Consider the following 18124-nt stretch of genomic DNA (forward strand, 5'->3'; position numbering starts at 1 on the left):
ACCGTAGCGGCCCCCACTGACAGCGGACGCCGGGCCGGAATCCCGCCGGCCCCGCGGCATCGGAATGTCCCCCTCCTGTCCCCTTTCGAGCGATACCTTCACCCGTAAGGATTAAAAGTGTTCAACCGGTACGAAGAGTCCGCCCCGCCTTGCCTACGGTCGCCAAGTGACGAGCAGCAGGCTGGAACCCCCCACGCACACCACCGGCGCACACCGGGCGCACCGGCGGGCGGCCGAAGGTCCCCGCACCCTCGGCCAGCACCCGCCCGCCCGCTACGAGGCGTATCTGGACGGTCTGTTCACCTACTGCCTCTCCGTGCTCTGCGACCACGACGCCGCGACCGGCGTCCTCGGTGACGTCCTCGCCGTCGCCGAGCGCCACCGCGGCCGCTGCCCCTCCGACGAGGGCGGTCGCACGGCCTGGCTCTACGCGCTCGCGCGCTGGGCCTGTCTGCGCAGCCTCGCCGAGCAGCGCCGCACGAGGCCGGGCGCGCACACCGGGCGCCCGGCCGTCGAGGAGCCGCCGCCGCCCCGGGTCTCCGAGGAGGTCGCCGAGCGCCGCCGCGCCGAACTGGCGCTGCTGGCCTGGCCGGAGGCCGCGGGCACCACGCCCGAGCAGCGCGAGGCGCTCGAACTCGCCGTCCGGCACGGCCTCGGCCACCGTGAGGTCGCCGCCGTGCTCTCCCTCGACCCGCTCGCCGCCCGCGAGCTGCTCTCCTCGGCCGCCTGCGAGGTCGAGCGCACCCGCGCCGCGCTCGCGGTCGTCGAGACCGGGAACTGCCCCACGGTGGCCCGGCTCACCGGCGACCACCAGGTGCTGCTCTCCGCGACCCTGCGCGCCGAGCTGGTCCGCCATGTCGACGACTGCCCGCGCTGCCGCCGGGCCGCCGAGCGGGCGGGCGCGGGCGGCCCGTGGCCCGGTGCGGCGTCGCCCACCCCGGCCCGGCTCCCGCTGGTCGGGGCGCCGAGGGCGGCCGCGTACGTGGCGATGCTGCACGCCCCTCGCGCGCGTGCCGTCGCTCCCCGCTTCGGACCGGCCGGATTCCCCCTGGACCCCAAGGACCACGCGGCCCGCCGTGACCGCATGCGGGCCCGCGCGGTGACGACGACCGTCGTGGCTGCCGTGGTCGCGGCCCCGGTGCTCGCCCTGTGGGCCTCGTACCGAGGCGATGCCGTGGGCGAGGACGGTCACGCCGGCGCGCCGGTCAGCGCGAGCGAGGCGGACGACCCGACGGGCCTCGACGGCACCCCGTACGACCACTACGAGAACGCGGGCAACGCCCGCACCACCCCCGATCCGCGCTTCACCCGGGGCAGCAGGTCCCCGGACGTCTCGGTCGAGGTGATCAGCCCCGGCGGGCCCGTGGGACCGTCGCTGCCCGGCCGGGCCGGGCCCGGCCGGATCACGGTCACGGCCCAGGGGAACGGCGGCACGACGCTGCTCACCCTCACCGCCTCCGGCGGCTCGCCCGTCGACTGGGCGCTCTGGTCGGACGCGCCCTGGCTGTACGTGAGCCAGGCCTCGGGCACCCTGCGGCCCGGCGAGTCGGTGACGGTCCGGATCTCCGTCGACCACGCGCGCGAGCCCGCGGGCGCCTGGTCCGCCCGGGTCGGGGTCGACCCGTCGGGCGCCGTCGTACGGATCGACGGCCGCGGGAGGACGACCCCGCCGCCCCCGACGACGGAGGAGCCCCCGCCGACGACCGAGGAGCCGCCGCCGACCACGGAGGAGCCCACGACGCCCCCGCCGACGACGGAGGAGCCGCCGCCGACCACGGAGGAGCCGACGACCCCTCCGCCCACGACGGAGCCGACCCCGACGACCGAACCGCCCTCGTCCACCGACCCCGGCACGCCCGGCGGACCGGACTCACCGCCGCCGTCCTAGACGGGCCCGACGGCACAGCTACCGCCCGGCCTGCTACCGCTCGCCTGGCTACCGCCCGGCCGGCTACCGCTCGCCCGGCCGGCTACCGCCCGCCGGCCACCGCTCGCCCGGCTACCGCCCGGCCGGCTACCGCTCGCCCGGCTACCGCCCGGCTACGGCTCGGCTACCGCTCGGCCGGGTCCGCCGGGTGAGGAGCCACCAGCGGCAGCTGGGCCGCCAGCCGCGCCTCGCACAGCTCCACGAGCACGTCGTACGCCGCCTTGCCCATCAGCTCGGTCAGCTCGGGCCGGTACGTCACGTACACGGGCTCCCCGGCCCCGTGCGCCGACGTCGCCGACGTGCACCACCAGTGCAGGTCGTGGCCGCCCGGGCCCCAGCCCCGACGGTCGTACTCGCCGATCGACACCTGGAGGATCCGGGAGTCGTCGGGCCGGTCGATCCACTCGTACGTCCGGCGCACCGGCAGCTGCCAGCAGACGTCCGGCTTGGTCTCCAGCGGCTCCTTGCCCTCCTTGAGGGCCAGGATGTGCAGCGAGCAGCCGGCGCCGCCCTCGAACCCCGGGCGGTTCTGGAAGATGCAGGACCCCTCCCACCGCCGGGTCTGCCGGTCGCCGTCCTCGTCGAGCTGTGTCCAGCCCGACTCCGTGCCGACGTCGTGGAACTGCCAGAGCTCCGGCGTGAGCCGGTCCACGTACGAGGCGACCCGCTTCTCGTCGTCCTCGTCGGAGAAGTGCGCGCCGAGCGTGCAGCAGCCGTCGTCGGCGCGGCCGGCCTGGATGCCCTGGCAGCCGCTGCCGAAGATGCACGTCCAGCGGGAGGTGAGCCAGGTCAGGTCACAGCGGAAGACCTGCTCGTCGTCGGCCGGATCGGGAAACTCGACCCAGGCGCGCGGAAAGTCGAGGCCCTTCTCGTCCGATTCGCCCGGCCCGGGGGTCGCGCCCTGCTTCTTGGAGGTCTTCTGAGCCTTGGCAGTGCTGTCTTTGCCCGGCTTCGCCTTTTTCGTCTTTGGCACACGACAAGCGTATGCGGGTGGGAGCAGTAGCGTTCCGTCCATGAGACTCGGAGTCCTCGACGTCGGTTCGAACACAGTGCACCTGCTGGTGGTGGACGCCCACCCCGGCGCCCGCCCGCTGCCCGCCCACTCCCACAAGGCCGAGCTGCGCCTGGCGGAGCTCCTCGACGGCGAGGGTGCCATCGCCCCCGACGGGGTCGAGCGGCTCATCGCGACCGTCCGGGGCGCGCTGCAGGCCGCCGAGGACAAGGGCTGCGAGGAGGTGCTGCCGTTCGCGACCTCCGCGGTGCGCGAGGCGACCAACGCCGACGCCGTCCTCGACCGCGTGAAGCGGGAGACCGGCATCGACCTCCAGGTCCTCACCGGCGACGAGGAGGCCCGGCTCACGTTCCTGGCGGCGCGCCGCTGGTACGGATGGTCCGCGGGAAAGCTGTTCCTCCTGGACATCGGCGGCGGCTCGCTGGAGATCGCGTACGGCATCGACGAGGAGCCGGACACGGCGGTCTCGCTGCCCCTGGGAGCGGGCCGGCTGACGTCGGGCTGGCTGCCGGGCGACCCGCCCGCCCCGGAGGACGTACGGGCGCTGCGCCGCCACGCGCGCGCCCAGATCGCCCGCACGGTCGGAGAATTCAGCCGCTTCGGCAAGCCCGACCATGTCGTGGCCACGTCCAAGACCTTCAAGCAGCTCGCCCGGATCGCCGGAGCGGCCGGCTCCGAGAGGGGGCTCTATCTGCGGCGCGTCCTGACCCGCGCGTCCCTGGAGGAGTGGGTCCCCAAGCTCGGCGCGATGAGCGCGGCCCAGCGCGCCGGCCTCCCGGGCGTGTCGGAGGGCCGCGCGCGTCAGCTGCTCGCGGGCGCGCTGGTGGCGGAGGGAGCGATGGACCTCTTCGGCGTGGACGAGCTGGAGATCTGCCCCTGGGCGCTGCGCGAGGGCGTGATCCTGCGCCGTCTGGACCACCTGCCGGAGGAGTAGCCCCGGTCGGAGTCCGGCTCCACGCGTGCGTGGAGCGGTACCGGCCGGAGTCCCGGCTCCACGCGCGCGTGGGGGCTCGCGAGCCGCCCCCGCGCGCCCGTCGCGACCGAGCGTGACGGGAACCACCTCCCCGGCCACCGCCCCGCCCCGTACGCTGTCCTTCGTGGCAGAACCAGTGGTGCGCATCCCGGATGCGAAGGTCGCCCTGTCGACGGCCTCGGTCTATCCGGAGTCGACGGCGACGGCCTTCGAGATCGCCGCGCGCCTCGGTTACGACGGTGTCGAGATCATGGTGTGGACCGATCCGGTCAGCCAGGACATCGAGGCCCTGCGCCGCCTCTCGGACTACCACCAGGTCCCGATCCTCGCCGTTCACGCACCCTGCCTGCTGATCACGCAGCGCGTCTGGTCCACGGACCCCTGGGTCAAGCTCCAGCGCGCCCAGGCGGCCGCGGAGAAGCTCGGCGCCACCACGGTCGTCGTCCACCCGCCGTTCCGCTGGCAGCGCCAGTACGCCCGCGACTTCGTCAACGGCATCTGGCGGATGGCCGACGAGACGGACGTCCGGTTCGCCGTCGAGAACATGTACCCCTGGCGGTACAAGGACCGCGAGATGCTCGCGTACGCCCCCGAGTGGGACGTCACCAAGGACGACTACCGCCACTTCACGGTCGACCTCTCCCACACCGCCACCGCCCGTACGGACGCCCTCGCGATGATCGACCGCATGGGCGACCGCCTCGGCCACGTCCACCTCGCCGACGGCAAGGGCTCGGCCAAGGACGAGCACCTGGTCCCCGGCCGCGGCAACCAGCCCTGCGCCGAGGTCCTGGAGCGACTGGCGCTGGGCGGCTTCGACGGCCACGTGGTCATCGAGGTCAACACCCGGCGGGCGATGTCCGCGGCCGAACGCGAGGCGGACCTCGCCGAGGCCCTCGCCTTCACCCGCCTGCACCTGGTCTCCGCCGCCAAGTCCTCCCGAGTGCCCCGCTCATGACGGGACCGGCCCCGGCCCCGCGGCGCCGCGGCCGCCCCTCCCGTACCGAGGAGGAGAGCGGACCCGGCGCGCGCGAGCGCATCCTGGAAGCCGCCCGCGCGCAGTTCGCCGAGCGCGGCTACGACAAGACCTCCGTGCGCGGCATCGCCAAGGCGGCCGACGTGGACCCGGCGCTCGTGCACCACTACTTCGGTACGAAGGACGAGGTCTTCGCCGCCGCGATCGAGGTCTCCTTCGAGCCCGCCGTCGTCCTCCCCGCGATCCTCGGCGGCCCCCTCGACGGCATCGGCGAGCGGCTCGCCCGCTACTTCATCGGCGTCTGGGAGAACCCGGTCAGCCGCGCCCCGCTCCTCGCGATCATCCGCTCCGCCCTGACGCACGAGGCGGCGGCCAAGGTGCTGCGCGGCTTCGTCCTGCGCCGGCTCCTGGAGCGGATCGCCGCGGATCTCGACGTACCGGATCCGAAGTTCCGCGCGGAGCTCGCCGCCTCCCACATGATCGGGATCGCGATCCTGCGGTACGTCATCAAGGTCGAGCCGATGGCCTCCGCCGACCCGGAGGAGATCGTGGCCCACGTCGCCCCGACGCTCCAGCGCTACCTCACGGACCCGTCCCCCACGTCGTGACCCGGGCCCTGGCCGAAACCCGGCCGACGCATCGACCGAAGCTCCGCCCCACGCTCCGCCCCACGCTCTGACCGAAGGCTGAACAGTACGTCCGACATGCGGACGCACCGTCCAGATCTTGGTCGCGCAGCGTACGCTCGACAGCAAGCACACCCATCACTGAGGAGCGAGCGACGATGCCCGAGCTGAGGTCCCGCACTGTCACCCACGGCCGCAACATGGCGGGCGCACGCGCCCTTATGCGCGCCTCCGGTGTACCCGGCGCGGACATCGGCCGGAAGCCGATCATCGCGGTGGCGAACTCCTTCACCGAGTTCGTCCCGGGCCACACCCACCTCCAGCCCGTCGGCCGGATCGTCTCCGAGGCCATCACGGCCGCCGGTGCCATCCCGCGCGAGTTCAACACGATCGCCGTCGACGACGGCATCGCGATGGGCCACGGCGGCATGCTCTACTCCCTGCCCTCCCGCGACCTGATCGCGGACAGCGTGGAGTACATGGTCGAGGCCCACTGCGCCGACGCCCTGATCTGCATCTCCAACTGCGACAAGATCACCCCGGGCATGCTGAACGCCGCCCTGCGCCTCAACATCCCGACGGTCTTCGTCTCCGGCGGTCCGATGGAGTCCGGCAAGGCGACGCTGGTCGACGGCACGGTCCGTACGCTCGACCTGGTCGACGCGATCTCCGACGCGGTCAACGACAAGATCTCGGACGAGGACATCCTCCGGATCGAGGAGAACGCCTGCCCGACCTGCGGGTCCTGTTCCGGCATGTTCACCGCCAACTCGATGAACTGCCTGACCGAGGCCATCGGCCTCTCCCTCCCCGGCAACGGCTCGGTCCTCGCCACCCACACGGCCCGCAAGGCGCTGTACGAGAACGCCGCGCGCACGGTCGTCGACATCACCCGTCGCTACTACGACGAGGACGACGACTCGGTCCTGCCGCGCTCCGTCGCCACCCGCGCCGCCTTCGAGAACGCCATGGCCCTGGACATCGCCATGGGCGGCTCGACCAACACGATCCTGCACCTGCTGGCCGCCGCCCAGGAGGCCGAGCTGGACTACGGCCTCTCCGACATGGACGAGGTCTCGCGCCGCGTGCCGTGCCTGGCCAAGGTCGCGCCGAACGTCGCGCCCGGCGGCACGTACTACATGGAGGACGTGCACCGCGCCGGCGGCATCCCGGCCATCCTGGGCGAGCTGTACCGCGCGGGCCTCCTCAACGAGGACGTGCACACCGTCCACTCCCGCTCCATCAAGGAGTGGCTGGGGACCTGGGACGTGCGCGGCGGCTCCCCCTCCGAGGAGGCCGTCGAGCTGTGGCACGCGGCGCCCGGCTGCGTCCGCTCGGCGACCGCCTTCTCGCAGTCCGAGCGCTGGGACTCCCTGGACACGGACGCGGCCGGCGGCTGCATCCGCGACGCGGCCCACGCGTACTCGAAGGACGGCGGACTCGCGGTCCTGCGCGGCAACCTCGCCGTCGACGGCTGCGTCGTGAAGACGGCCGGCGTGGACGAGTCGATCTGGACCTTCGAGGGCCCGGCCGTCGTCTGCGAATCGCAGGACGAGGCCGTCGAGAAGATCCTCAACAAGCAGATCACCGACGGCGACGTGGTCGTCATCCGCTACGAGGGCCCGCGCGGCGGCCCCGGCATGCAGGAGATGCTCTACCCGACCTCCTTCCTCAAGGGCCGGGGCCTGGGCAAGACCTGCGCGCTGGTGACGGACGGCCGTTTCTCGGGCGGTACGTCGGGCCTGTCGATCGGTCACGCGTCCCCCGAGGCGGCATCGGGCGGCACGATCGCGCTGGTCGAGGACGGTGACCGGATCCGTATCGACATCCCCAGCCGCTCCATCGAGCTGCTCGTCGACGAGGCCACGCTGGCGGCCCGCCGTGAGGCCCTGGGCGGGGTCTACGCCCCGAAGAACCGGCAGCGGAAGGTCTCGGCGGCGCTGCGGGCGTACGCGGCGATGGCGACGAGCGCGGACAAGGGCGCGGTGCGCGACGTGACGAAGCTGGCCTGACCCGGCGGCCCGGCAGCCGGCTCGGCCCGGCAGTCGTGGCGGCCCGGCTCGGCCGCCACCGGCCGGCCACCCGGAGACACCTGACGGACGGACGCGGGGACGGGGCGGAAACGCTCCCTCCCCGCGTCCGCCGTTTTTCGACGGCCGTCGACGTGGGCCGGGGGCACGTCCACGGCCGTCGACGTGGGCCGGGGGCACGTCCGCCCACACCGGCTTCTGTACGTCAGGACGCTGACCCGCCGTCACCAGTCGGCGGGGTTCCGCCCGTCCACCGCGAACACGGACCCGTCCGGCGCGGTCGCGAAGACCTTCTCCCCGGCGACGACCGGCGCCGGCACGGTCGTCGTGTACCCGAGCCGACCGTCCCGCAGCCGCGGCGCGGTCTGCCCGAGGAGCGCCCCGCGCCCGGTGTCGACGGCGAGCAGCCTCCCGTCGGCCACCGAGAGATAGAGCCGCTCGCCGGGACCGAGGACGGGCGCCGAGACGTATCCCGCCGCGGTGTCCAGCTCCCACAGGACACTGCCGGACGGGCCGGCGGCGGTGTCGACGGCCGTGACGTGGCCGGCCTGGTCGAGCATGTACACGGTGTCGCCGCGCACGGCGAACCGCGCGTCGTAGAGCCGGACCTGCAGGGCCGTACGGCGGACGGAGTGGTCGGCGGGGTCGTAGCGGACCAGGGCGTCGACCTCCATGCCGCGATGGTGCGAGGCCAGGAGCAGCGAGCCGTCCCCCATCTGCCCGATCGGCGAGAGGTGGCCCTCCAGACGCCGCTGCCAGACCACTTCGCCGGTCGCGGGGCGCAGCGCGGCCACGCGGGTGCGGCTTCCGTCGGCGGAGGACTCGGAGACGGTCACGAGGTCGGTGGTCGCCTCGTAGGGCCCCAACTGGGGTGCGGTGAACCCGGGGAGGCCATGCCGCCAGAGCTGCTGCCCGGTGGAGCTGTCGACGGCCCGGATCCCGCCGGTCCCGGTGGACAGGACGACGGCCGTCCCGGCGGGTCCGACCCGCTCGGCGACGGCCGGGCCGGTGTGCCAGCCGGGTGCGCCGTCGGTGGCCGCGTAGGTGCGCAGGGGACCGTTCGGCGAGGGGACGGCGACGAGCCCTCCCGGCAGCACGGACGGCGGGGCCGCGACGGGCGGTGCGGACGGGCCGCCGGCGGCGGGGCGCGACCACAGGATCCGACCGGTCACCGGGTCGAGCCGGGCGGCGGCCGTGCCCCCGCCCGTGCAGTAGAGGGCGTCCGCGCCATGGGTGCAGGTCGGCGCGGAGGGCTCGCCGTCCTTCCGCAGGACGGTCTGCCAGCCGTCGAAGGCGGCGGCCGCCTCGGCCGGGTTCGGCCGGGGTGCGGGGTCCTCGCCGCCGGCGCGCAGCACCACGAACGCGCCGCCCGCCGCGAGGACGGCGAGCGTGGCGGCGGCCACGACCGACGACCGCCGCCGTCGTCGTCGGCGGGCTCGCGGCGCCGGGGCGCGTACGGGCGTGTCCGCGTCCCACGCTGCTGACGTCCCGCCGGCCCCGGACGCGACGTCCGGGCGGGGCGGGTCCCCGAGGTGTCCGGGCAGCACGGGCGGCCGCCGCTGTGCGGGTATGAAGGCCGCGGCCTCGTACGAGGGCGGCAGCAGCGCCGCCATGATCTCGGCCGGAGTCGGGCGCTCCGCCGGCTCCTTGGCCAGGCAGCGCGCGACGAGCGGGGCGAGGGCCTCCGGGACGCCCGTCAGATCGGGCTCGTCGTGGACGACCTGGTAGGCGACGATGTACGGGCTGTCGGAGTCGAACGGCCCGTGCCCGGTGGCCGCGTGCACCAGTACGGAACCGAGCGCGAAGACGTCCGCCGCCGGGCCGACCTCGCGGGGCCGCTGGAACTGCTCGGGTGCCATGAACGGCGGCGACCCGATCAACTTCCCGGTCTCCGTGTGCAGATCGCTGTCGACCGGCCGGGAGATGCCGAAGTCGATGACCTTCGGCCCGGTGTCGGTGAGCAGGACGTTGCTCGGCTTGAGGTCGCGGTGGACGACACCGGCCCGGTGGATGTCGCGCAGGGCCTCGGCGAGTCCGGCCGTCAGCCGGCGCAGTTCGGCGGGGGACAGGGGTCCGTTCCGCTTCACCTGGTCGGCGAGGGTGGGGCCGGGGACGTAGAGCGTGGCCATCCACGGGCGTTCGGCGTCGGGGTCCGCGTCCACGACGGGCGCGGTGAAGGCTCCGCTGACCCGGCGCGCGGCGGCCACCTCCTGGCGGAAGCGGGCCCTGAACTCCGGGTCCTCCGCGTACTGTCCGTGGACCACCTTGACCGCGAGCCGCAGCCCGGAGGCGGAGCTGGCCAGATGGACCACGCCCATGCCGCCCGAGCCGAGGCAGGCCTGGAGGCGGTACTCGCCCGCGTACTCGGGCTCTTCCGCGTCCCGGTCGGCCCCGGTCCTGCGCAACGGCGGCATCGCCCACCCCCGTGTGGTCCCCGTCGAGTGTCGCGCGCGTGCGCGACGCACGGAGCCTAGTCGATGGCACCCGGGATGTCGGTGGGGCTTGCTAGCCTGCGCGTCGCAGAGAGTGAATCGCACCGGAGCGCTTGCTCCACGGGGGAGGACGCCATGGGCGTGGACGACACGAAGGAAGCGGTGACCGCCGGGCTGGACGCGGTGTCGGCGCTGAGCGGGACGCGGTACCCGATCGCGCCGGGGACGCGCGTCAACGTCCGCTCGGGCCCGGGTACGCAGTACGCGGTGGTGCGGAGCCTGCCCGCGGGCTCCTGGGTGGCGATCCGCTGCCAGACGCCCGGCCAGACGATCACCGGCCCGTACGGCACGACGAACATCTGGGACAACATCGGGTCCGGGGAGTTCATCTCCGACGCGTACGTGAAGACGGGCAGTGACGGGTACGTCGCCCCGCGCTGCGGCTGACCCTTCCCTCGCCGCCCGGGGATAATCGACCTCGTGAGCGACGAAGACCAGACCGCCGAGCCCCGCAGCACCGAGCCCGGCTCCACCCCCGCCGGACCGCAGCCCGAGGAGATCCGTTTCTTCGGGACGACCTGGGTGGAGCACGACGGGCAGTACGGCCTGCGCCGCGCCGGTGTCGCCCTCGGGGCGCTCGCCGCCGCGGCCGCGGGCTGTTTCGTGCTGCGGTTCGCCTACCAGGGTCTGGAGATCGCCGAGGTCGGCGGCTTCGTGAACCTGCTCGTGGTGCTCATGTTCGCGATCTGCAGCGCCATCGCGTTCCGCAAGACCTGGGAGGGCTTCGTCCGCCGCCCGGCCGACCCGGCCCGTGAGGACGCGCTCCGCAGTCTGAAGATGATCGGCTTCATCGGCTCGCTGCTGGCCTACTTCTTCCGGAGCCTCGTCGAGGCTCCGGGCGAGAAGCTGCACCGCACCGAGTACGAGACGGCCCGCAGCCGGTACGAGAAGCGGCGCGGCGCCCGGACGGGCAACCCGGCGGCCCGCAAGAAGCCCAGGCGCAGATAGCGGCGCGGGGCGGCGACGCGGCCGCCGATGTCACATTCCGAGGGGGCCGGCCGTCCCCCTTGCATGAAGACGACACCGCAGCACCCCGGCCCGCACGCCACCGCCACCCGCGTCCTGGTCCTCGGAGCCGGTTACGCCGGTCTCATGGCGGCTCTCCGCCTGGCCCCGCACGCCCACGTCACCCTGGTCGACCCGGCCGACCGGTTCACCGAACGCGTACGGCTCCACGAGCGCGCCGCCGGCCGCCCCGACGTCACCCACCCCCTCGCCGGCTTCCTGCGCGGCACGGGGATCGAGCACATCGCCGCCCGGGCCACCGCCCTCGATCCGGAGGCCCGGCTGGTCACGACCGACGACGGCCGCAGCCTGCCGTACGACCGGCTCGTCTACGCCCTCGGCAGCCGCACGGCCCTCCCGGGCGGCGGCGCAGGTGCGGCGGGCCGCGGTTCCTCCGCCGGCGCCGGCCGTGGCGCCTCCGCCCCCGCCACCTACACCGCCGAGACGGCCCCCGAACTCCACAAGCACCTGCGGGACCGTCCCGGCTCGGTCACCGTCGTCGGCGGCGGGCTCACCGGCATCGAGATGGCCGCCGAACTCGCCGAGACCTACGGTCCCGCGGGCACGCCCGTCCGCCTGCTGACCGCCGACCGCCTCGGCCGGGGCCTCGCGCCCCGAGGCGCCGCCCATGTCCGCTCGGTCCTGCGGGCTCGCGGGGTGCTGATCGAGGAGGGCCACCGGGTCGCGCACCCCGAGGACATCGACGCCGCCGTGGTCGTCTGGGCCGCCGCCCTGGCGCCCAACGCCGAACTCGCCGCCTCCGCCGGCCTCGCCCTCGCCCCCTCCGGCCGCATCGCCGTCGACGCCTCCTTGCGCGCGGTCTCGCACCCCGACATCTACGTCCCCGGAGACGCGGGCGCCGCCACCACCCCCATCGCCGGAGCGCTCCGGATGGCCTGCGCGACCGCTCTGCCGACGGGTGGCCACGCCGCTGCGTCGATCATCGGCGAGCTGAGGGGCGAGCAGCCCGCCCCTCTCGGCTTCGGCTATCTCATCCAGTGCGTCAGCCTCGGCCGCCACGACGGCCTGGTCCAGTTCGTCCGCCCCGACGACTCCCCGCGCGAACGTCTCCTCACCGGCCGGGCCGCCGCCGCCACGAAGGAGCAGATCGTCCGCTCGACGGTCCGCTTCCTCCGCCTGGCGGCCCGTCGCCCCTCGCTGGTCCGCTTCATCCCCGGCATCGGCTGACCCGCCGACCTCTTCCGGAGCGCTGCCGAAAAGGCCATGGACGGCCGGGGCAGGCCGCTTGACGCTCCGACCCCCCGCGAGCATTATTCAACGCATGATGAATTACTCGGAAGGGGGCACCGCCCCGGCGATCGTGGCGCGCGGCCTCACCGTCGTACGAGGCGCCCGCACCGTCCTGCGCGACCTCGACTTCGCCGTGCCCCCGGGCCGGATCACCGGCCTCCTCGGCCCCTCCGGCTGCGGCAAGTCCACCCTGATGCGCGCGATCGTCGGCACCCAGGCCCACGTCACCGGAACCCTCGACGTCCTCGGCCGACCGGCGGGCGACGCCTCCCTGCGCTCCCGCATCGGCTACGTCACCCAGGCGCCGTCCGTCTACGACGACCTCACCGTCCGCCAGAACCTCGACTACTTCGCCGCCGTCCTCCTCCCCGGCCGCGCCCACCGCGACGACCGCCGCGCAGCCGTCGCCCGCGCCATCGACGACGTCGACCTCGGCAGCCACGCCGACTCGCTCGCAGGTCGACTCTCCGGCGGCCAGCGCAGCCGCGTCTCCCTCGCCGTCGCCCTCCTCGGCACCCCGGAGGTCCTCGTCCTCGACGAACCCACCGTCGGACTCGACCCCGTCCTGCGCCGCGACCTCTGGAACCTCTTCCACCGCATCGCCGAAGAGCGCGAGGCCGCGATCCTCGTCTCCTCCCACGTCATGGACGAGGCCGAGCGCTGCCACCGGCTGCTCCTCATGCGCGAGGGCGAGATCCTCGCCGAGGACACCCCCGAAGCCCTGCGCCGACGCAACGACACCGCCACCGTCGAAGAGGCCTTCCTCCACCTCGTCGACGCCGCCGACGCCCGCGCGGCCGTACCCCTCCAGGAGCACCAGCGATGAGCAGCGCCCGCACCCTCGCCACCGCCGCCCGCGTCCTGCGCCAACTGCGCCACGACCCGCGCTCGATCGCCCTGATGATCCTCGTCCCGTGCCTGATGCTGCTCCTGCTCCGGTACGTCTTCGACGGCAGCCCGGAGACCTTCGACAACATCGGCGCCTCGCTGCTCGGCATCTTCCCGCTGATCACGATGTTCCTCGTGACCTCGATCGCCACCCTGCGCGAGCGCACCTCCGGCACCCTGGAACGGCTGCTCGCCATGCCGCTCGGCAAGGGCGACCTCATCGCCGGCTACGCCCTCGCCTTCGGACTCCTCGCCATCGTCCAGTCCGCGCTCGCCACCGGACTCGCCGTCGGCCTCCTCGGACTCGACGTCATCGGCTCGCCCTGGCTCCTCCTGCTCGTCGCCCTCCTCGACGCCCTCCTCGGCACCGCCCTCGGCCTCTTCGTCTCGGCCTTCGCCGCCTCCGAGTTCCAGGCCGTCCAGTTCATGCCGGCCGTGATCTTCCCCCAGCTGCTCCTCTGCGGCCTCTTCATCGCACGCGACCAGATGCATCCCGTTCTCGAAGGGATCTCCAACGCCCTGCCCATGTCGTACGCCGTCGACGGCATGAACGAGGTCCTCCGCCACCCCGACATCACCGGCGACTTCATCCGCGACGCCCTCGTCGTCGCCGGCTGCGCCGTGCTCGTCCTCGCCCTCGGCGCCGCCACCCTCCGCCGCCGCACCGCCTGACGTGCCGGGGGGCGTACCGCCCCTCGGACGCCCCCACCGTCCCCACCCGCACGATGGGAGGATGTCCCTGCGTGTGGACGAACCGTCCATACGGACGGACCACGGCACATGCCCTTCCGGCGAGGTGAACAGAGCCATGACCCAGACCGTCGCAGTCCTCGGCACCGGCAAGATCGGTGAAGCGCTCCTCAGCGGCATGATCCGGGCCGGCTGGCGCCCCGCCAACCTCGTGGTCACCGCCCGCCGCACCGAGCGCGCCGAAGAACTGCGTGCCCGCTACGGCGTCGAGGCCGTCAGCAACGCCGAGGCCGCCAAGCGCGCCGACACCCTCATCCTCGCCGTGAAGCCGCAGGACATGGGCCGCCTCCTCGACGAACTGGCCCCCCACGTCGCCGCCGACCGCCTCGTCATCAGCGCCGCCGCCGGTATCCCCACCTCCTTCATCGAGGACCGGCTCACCACCGGCACCCCCGTCGTCCGCGTCATGCCCAACACCCCCGTCCTCGTCGACGAAGGCATGTCCGTCATCTCCGGCGGCAGCCACGCCACCCCCGACCACCTCGTCCACGCCGAGGAGATCTTCGGCGGCGTCGGCAAGACCCTCCGCGTCCCCGAGTCCCAGCAGGACGCCGCCACCGCCCTCTCCGGCTCCGGCCCGGCCTACTTCTACTTCCTCGTCGAGGCCATGACCGACGCCGGCATCCTCCTCGGCCTCCCCCGCGCCCAGGCCCACGACCTGATCGTCCAGGCCGCCATCGGCGCCGCCGTGATGCTCCGCGACAGCGGCGAACACCCGGTCAAGCTCCGCGAGGCCGTCACCTCCCCGGCCGGCACCACCATCAGCGCCATCCGCGAGCTGGAGAACCACGGCGTACGGGCCGCCCTCATCGCCGCCCTGGAAGCCGCCCGCGACCGCAGCCGCGAGCTCGCCTCCGGCAACGGCTGACCGCCCCCGGCCCCCTCACCGGGCCGCAGCACCCTTCAGCACGTCCTCCGTCGACACGACCCGGGCGAACCCACCGCCGTGCAGCGACACCGCCGTCGCACGGGTCAGCTCCTCGGCCGTCGCCGACCATCCGAACGGCCCCTCCAGGTCGAACGTGTGCATCGCGTCCAGCGCAAACACCACGTCGTACCCGAGATTGCCGCCCATCCGCGCCGTCGTCTCGTTGCACATGTTCGTCTGGATCCCGACGATCACGATCTGCGCGATGCCCTCCCCCTTCAGCCACACGTCCAGCGACGGCTCCCCGTAGAACGCCGAGTTCACGCTCTTCGTCACCAGCAGCTCCGGCCCGTTCCCCTTCCCCCTCCGTTCCTCGACGAAGTCCTTGAACTCGTTCCCCACGTGCCCGACCCGCAACGGCGACCGCGACCCGGCCGGCGAGTCGTGCCGTACGAACACGACCGGCCGCCCCGTCTCCTGCCACAGATCGATCAGTGCCGCGATGTTCCCCTCGGCGGCGGGGTTGTTCCGCTGCCCCCAGAACTCCTCCTCGAAGCCCTTCTGTACGTCGACGACAACCAGCGCTGTGTTCTCCGCGATCTCCATACCCCCGATGCTGCCGCCCCCGGGCTGCCGCACCCAGAGGGGGAGAAGCCAGCGATCGATGGTTTACTGCCACCCATGCCGACAGCCCCGGAAGAGCCCCGACGCATCGCCCTGATGGCCTTCCCCGGCATCCGTGCCTTCGACGTCTCGGTCATCACCGAGGTCTGGGGCAGCGAGCGCGACCTCCGCGGTGTGCCTCCCTTCGAACTCCGCCGCGTCGCCGCCGACCCGGCCACCCCCGTCACCCTCCGCGGCGGCCTCACCCTCACCCCCGACCGTCCCCTCTCCTGGCTCGCCGAGGCCGACCTCGTCCTCGTCCCCGGCATCGAGAACCCCGACGCCGAGACCCCGGCCCCCGTCCTCGAAGCTCTCCGCCGGGCCCACACCGCCAAAACCCCCGTCGCCTCCCTCTGCGCGGGCGCCTTCGTCCTCGCCCAGGCGGGACTCCTCGACGGCCGGCGCGCGGTCACCCACTGGCACCTCGCCCCGACCCTCGCCACCCGGTACCCCCGGATCACCGTCGAACCCGACGCCCTCTTCGTCGAGGACTCCGGCATCTGGACCTCGGCCGGCACCGCCGCCGGCATCGACCTCTGCCTCCACCTCGTCCGTACCGCCCACGGCGCCGAGGCCGCCGCGACGATCGCCCGCTCGATGGTCACCGCCCCCTTCCGCACCGGCACCCAGGCCCAGTTCATCGAGCGCCCCACACCCCGGGCCGACCGCGACGCCGACGCCCTGGCCGCCGTCCGCTCCTACGCCCTCGCCCACCTCGACGAACCCCACACCGTCGCCGGCCTGGCCGCCCGCGCCGGTATGTCCCCGCGCACCTTCGCCCGCCACTTCCACGCCACCACCGGAACCACCCCCCTGCACTGGCTCATCACCCAGCGCGTCGCCGCCGCCCAGAAACTCCTCGAACTCACCGACCACCCCCTCCCCGAAGTCGCCCGCCGCGCGGGATTCGGCAGCGAGGTCACGATGCGCCAGCACTTCGCCTCGCACCTCGCCACCAACCCGCGCGACTACCGCAACGCCTTCCGTCACACGGCAGGCATCAACCCGATCGCCCGATAGGCCCGGTCCACCAACGGCCGCGCCATCCCCCGGGCCCGCTCGGCCCCGTCCCGTAGCACCTGATCCACATGTCCCGGATCGGCCGCCAGCTCCGCGTGCCGCTCCCTCACCGGCCTCAGCAGCTCGACCACCGCGTCCGCCGTGTCCCGCTTCAAGGATCCGTACGACTCATATACACCGGCCAGGGCTTCCGGGTTCCCACCCGTCGAGGCGGCCAGCAGATCGAGCAGATTCGCGACCCCCGGCCGGCCCTCCCGGTCGTAGGCGACATCCCGCCCGCTGTCCGTCACCGCACGCATGATCTTCCGGCGCACGGTCGCCTCGTCGTCCAGGAGATAGACGATCCCCGCCGCGTTCTCGTGCGACTTCCCCATCTTGGAACCCGGGTCCTGCAGATCCATCACCCGAGCCCCCACCGCGGGATGCGTCGCCCTCGGCACCGTGAACACATGCCCGTACCGCTGGTTGAACCGCACGGCCAGATCCCGGGTCAGCTCCACATGCTGCGTCTGGTCGTCGCCGACCGGCACCTCGTCCGTCCCGTAGGCCAGGATGTCCGCCGCCATCAGCACCGGATACGTCAGCAGCGACAGCCGGACCCCCTGCCCGGCCGCCAGCGCCCGCGCGCCCTTCTCCTTGTACTGGATCATCCGTCGCAGCTCACCGTCGGTGGCCGTGCACTCCAGCAGGTACGACAGCCGGGCGTGCTCGTCCACATGACTCTGGACGAAGAGGGTGCAGAGCTTGGGGTCGAGGCCGGCCGCCAGCAGGAGCGTGGCCGCCTGCCGGCTCAGCCGCCGCACACGGGCCGGGTCGTGCTCGACGGTCAGCGCGTGCAGATCCACCACGCTGAAGAGCGAGTCCGACCGGTGCTGGTCCTCTTCGACCCACCGCCGTACGGCTCCGAGGTAGTTGCCCAGGGTCAGATGCCCGGTGGGCTTGATCCCGCTGAAGATCCGCTTCATCGCGTTGGTTCTCCCTCTCTCCTGTGCGCCGACCTGTCGGCCGCACGTCCCGGAGTGGGGATACGCGAACGGCCGCCGAGTCGGCGGCCGCTGAGTGCATGCGTCAGTAGGGGCCGCCCTGTCAGGCGGCCCACCACTGGGTCGTGTGCGCATGCGTGGTCATACGGAGAGGCTACGGGAGAGGACGGGGGTTGACACGGGATTCCCCGATACGTAGTGTTCTCCGAGTTGTCCGACGTGAGCACCGACTCCGGTCGGCCCCGGACAGCCATTCCGCAAGATCCACTACCAGCTGATGGTGCTTCGTCGTGCCGTCACGCTTTCCGTGCGTTTTTGCGAAATGAGGAATCCGCGTTCGAAGGTTTGAGCGTGAGTCCCCGATTAGCGTCGGGGGCGAGGAATCCGCTAAAGTCTCACTCGTCGGAACGGCCCAACAGCCGCGAAGACAACTCCCGCTGACTGGGAATCAGGCCCGAAAGGATCTGATAGAGTCGGAACCGCCGGAAAGGGAAACGCGAAAGCGAAGAACGGCCCGGCAGCCCGCTCCAGCGGGTGGCAGAAACGGAAAACGGATCTGCTAAGCTGGAAACACGAAAGACCGAAGGGAAAAGCCCGGAGGAAAGCCCGAGAGGGTGAGTACGAAGGAAGCGTCCGTTCCTTGAGAACTCAACAGCGTGC

17 protein-coding genes are annotated in these 18124 nt (G+C 73.1%); 12 read left to right on the plus strand and 5 right to left on the minus strand.

Going from position 1 to position 18124, the window contains the following annotated elements:
• Positions 1-166: 166 nt before the first annotated feature.
• Positions 167-1888 (plus strand): hypothetical protein, encoded by a 1722-nt coding sequence (locus ACFVGW_RS31595; RefSeq protein ID WP_385854342.1) that lies wholly within the window; start codon positions 167-169, stop codon positions 1886-1888.
• 163 nt (positions 1889-2051) lie between these two features.
• Here the strand turns inward: ACFVGW_RS31595 and ACFVGW_RS31600 are convergent, their stop codons facing one another.
• The gene (locus tag ACFVGW_RS31600) at positions 2052-2900 is read right to left on the minus strand and encodes a hypothetical protein (protein ID WP_385854343.1); all 849 of its coding nucleotides are present in this window, start codon (positions 2898-2900) and stop codon (positions 2052-2054) included.
• 40 nt (positions 2901-2940) lie between these two features.
• Here ACFVGW_RS31600 and ACFVGW_RS31605 point away from each other — a divergent pair, with 40 nt between their 5' ends.
• The 4 genes from ACFVGW_RS31605 to ilvD all read left to right on the plus strand — a co-directional run bounded on the left by ACFVGW_RS31605 (position 2941) and on the right by ilvD (position 7526).
• Complete coding sequence (locus ACFVGW_RS31605) at positions 2941-3873, plus strand: Ppx/GppA family phosphatase (RefSeq protein ID WP_385854344.1); 933 nt, start codon at positions 2941-2943, stop codon at positions 3871-3873.
• A gap of 163 nt (positions 3874-4036) precedes the next feature.
• Positions 4037-4870, plus strand: coding sequence for a sugar phosphate isomerase/epimerase family protein (locus tag ACFVGW_RS31610; RefSeq protein ID WP_385854345.1), 834 nt, complete (start codon positions 4037-4039; stop codon positions 4868-4870).
• Complete coding sequence (locus ACFVGW_RS31615) at positions 4867-5496, plus strand: TetR family transcriptional regulator (RefSeq protein ID WP_352187807.1); 630 nt, start codon at positions 4867-4869, stop codon at positions 5494-5496. The genes ACFVGW_RS31610 and ACFVGW_RS31615 overlap by 4 nt, the downstream gene beginning before the upstream one ends.
• A gap of 176 nt (positions 5497-5672) precedes the next feature.
• Complete coding sequence (ilvD, locus tag ACFVGW_RS31620; RefSeq protein WP_385854346.1) at positions 5673-7526, plus strand: dihydroxy-acid dehydratase; 1854 nt, start codon at positions 5673-5675, stop codon at positions 7524-7526.
• A gap of 242 nt (positions 7527-7768) precedes the next feature.
• Here ilvD and ACFVGW_RS31625 read toward each other — a convergent pair whose 3' ends face one another.
• Positions 7769-9958: a protein kinase gene (locus ACFVGW_RS31625; protein WP_385854347.1), complete on the minus strand. Its 2190-nt coding sequence runs from the start codon at positions 9956-9958 to the stop codon at positions 7769-7771.
• A 153-nt stretch (positions 9959-10111) separates the two neighbouring features.
• On the opposite strand from ACFVGW_RS31625, the gene ACFVGW_RS31630 reads away from it, so the two are divergent.
• The 6 genes from ACFVGW_RS31630 to proC all read left to right on the plus strand — a co-directional run bounded on the left by ACFVGW_RS31630 (position 10112) and on the right by proC (position 14798).
• Positions 10112-10423, plus strand: a complete 312-nt coding sequence (locus ACFVGW_RS31630; protein WP_352187810.1) for a peptidase — start codon at positions 10112-10114, stop codon at positions 10421-10423.
• A gap of 33 nt (positions 10424-10456) precedes the next feature.
• Positions 10457-10984, plus strand: coding sequence for a hypothetical protein (locus ACFVGW_RS31635; protein WP_385854348.1), 528 nt, complete (start codon positions 10457-10459; stop codon positions 10982-10984).
• A gap of 63 nt (positions 10985-11047) precedes the next feature.
• Positions 11048-12229: an NAD(P)/FAD-dependent oxidoreductase gene (locus tag ACFVGW_RS31640; RefSeq protein ID WP_385854349.1), complete on the plus strand. Its 1182-nt coding sequence runs from the start codon at positions 11048-11050 to the stop codon at positions 12227-12229.
• Between the two features lie 94 nt (positions 12230-12323).
• Positions 12324-13118, plus strand: a complete 795-nt coding sequence (locus ACFVGW_RS31645) for an ABC transporter ATP-binding protein (protein WP_385854350.1) — start codon at positions 12324-12326, stop codon at positions 13116-13118.
• Positions 13115-13852 carry an ABC transporter permease gene (locus tag ACFVGW_RS31650; RefSeq protein ID WP_383289067.1) on the plus strand — a complete coding sequence of 246 codons (738 nt, stop codon included), beginning with the start codon at positions 13115-13117 and terminating at the stop codon, positions 13850-13852. The genes ACFVGW_RS31645 and ACFVGW_RS31650 overlap by 4 nt, the downstream gene beginning before the upstream one ends.
• A gap of 136 nt (positions 13853-13988) precedes the next feature.
• Entirely contained in the window at positions 13989-14798 is an 810-nt protein-coding gene (gene proC / locus ACFVGW_RS31655) for a pyrroline-5-carboxylate reductase (RefSeq protein WP_352187815.1), read from the plus strand.
• A 15-nt stretch (positions 14799-14813) separates the two neighbouring features.
• Here proC and ACFVGW_RS31660 read toward each other — a convergent pair whose 3' ends face one another.
• Positions 14814-15404, minus strand: coding sequence for a cysteine hydrolase family protein (locus ACFVGW_RS31660; protein WP_385854351.1), 591 nt, complete (start codon positions 15402-15404; stop codon positions 14814-14816).
• Positions 15405-15479: 75 nt separating this feature from the next.
• Here ACFVGW_RS31660 and ACFVGW_RS31665 point away from each other — a divergent pair, with 75 nt between their 5' ends.
• Complete coding sequence (locus tag ACFVGW_RS31665) at positions 15480-16481, plus strand: GlxA family transcriptional regulator (protein WP_385854352.1); 1002 nt, start codon at positions 15480-15482, stop codon at positions 16479-16481.
• Here ACFVGW_RS31665 and trpS read toward each other — a convergent pair.
• Together trpS and ACFVGW_RS31675 are read right to left on the minus strand one after the other, a co-directional pair.
• Positions 16448-17446 carry a tryptophan--tRNA ligase gene (trpS, locus tag ACFVGW_RS31670; protein WP_385854353.1) on the minus strand — a complete coding sequence of 333 codons (999 nt, stop codon included), beginning with the start codon at positions 17444-17446 and terminating at the stop codon, positions 16448-16450. The genes ACFVGW_RS31665 and trpS overlap by 34 nt on opposite strands.
• 413 nt (positions 17447-17859) lie before the next feature.
• Positions 17860-18124: hypothetical protein (locus tag ACFVGW_RS31675; RefSeq protein ID WP_385854354.1), on the minus strand; the 265-nt coding region annotated here is incomplete at its 5' end.

This window comes from Streptomyces sp. NPDC127129 (assembly GCF_042671585.1).
Taxonomy (GTDB): domain Bacteria; phylum Actinomycetota; class Actinomycetes; order Streptomycetales; family Streptomycetaceae; genus Streptomyces.

What these genes read in the sequence shown, in the direction of transcription:
- ACFVGW_RS31615 (WP_352187807.1), top strand. Translation starts at nt 4,867, where the DNA reads ATGACGGGACCGGCCCCGGCCCCGCGGCGCCGCGGCCGCCCCTCCCGT.
- ACFVGW_RS31625 (WP_385854347.1), bottom strand. Translation starts at nt 9,958, where the DNA reads ATGCCGCCGTTGCGCAGGACCGGGGCCGACCGGGACGCGGAAGAGCCC.
- ACFVGW_RS31645 (WP_385854350.1), top strand. Translation starts at nt 12,324, where the DNA reads ATGATGAATTACTCGGAAGGGGGCACCGCCCCGGCGATCGTGGCGCGC.
- trpS (WP_385854353.1), bottom strand. Translation starts at nt 17,446, where the DNA reads ATGAAGCGGATCTTCAGCGGGATCAAGCCCACCGGGCATCTGACCCTG.
- proC (WP_352187815.1), top strand. Translation starts at nt 13,989, where the DNA reads ATGACCCAGACCGTCGCAGTCCTCGGCACCGGCAAGATCGGTGAAGCG.
- ACFVGW_RS31665 (WP_385854352.1), top strand. Translation starts at nt 15,480, where the DNA reads ATGCCGACAGCCCCGGAAGAGCCCCGACGCATCGCCCTGATGGCCTTC.
- ACFVGW_RS31650 (WP_383289067.1), top strand. Translation starts at nt 13,115, where the DNA reads ATGAGCAGCGCCCGCACCCTCGCCACCGCCGCCCGCGTCCTGCGCCAA.
- ACFVGW_RS31640 (WP_385854349.1), top strand. Translation starts at nt 11,048, where the DNA reads ATGAAGACGACACCGCAGCACCCCGGCCCGCACGCCACCGCCACCCGC.
- ACFVGW_RS31660 (WP_385854351.1), bottom strand. Translation starts at nt 15,404, where the DNA reads ATGGAGATCGCGGAGAACACAGCGCTGGTTGTCGTCGACGTACAGAAG.
- ACFVGW_RS31605 (WP_385854344.1), top strand. Translation starts at nt 2,941, where the DNA reads ATGAGACTCGGAGTCCTCGACGTCGGTTCGAACACAGTGCACCTGCTG.
- ilvD (WP_385854346.1), top strand. Translation starts at nt 5,673, where the DNA reads ATGCCCGAGCTGAGGTCCCGCACTGTCACCCACGGCCGCAACATGGCG.
- ACFVGW_RS31630 (WP_352187810.1), top strand. Translation starts at nt 10,112, where the DNA reads ATGGGCGTGGACGACACGAAGGAAGCGGTGACCGCCGGGCTGGACGCG.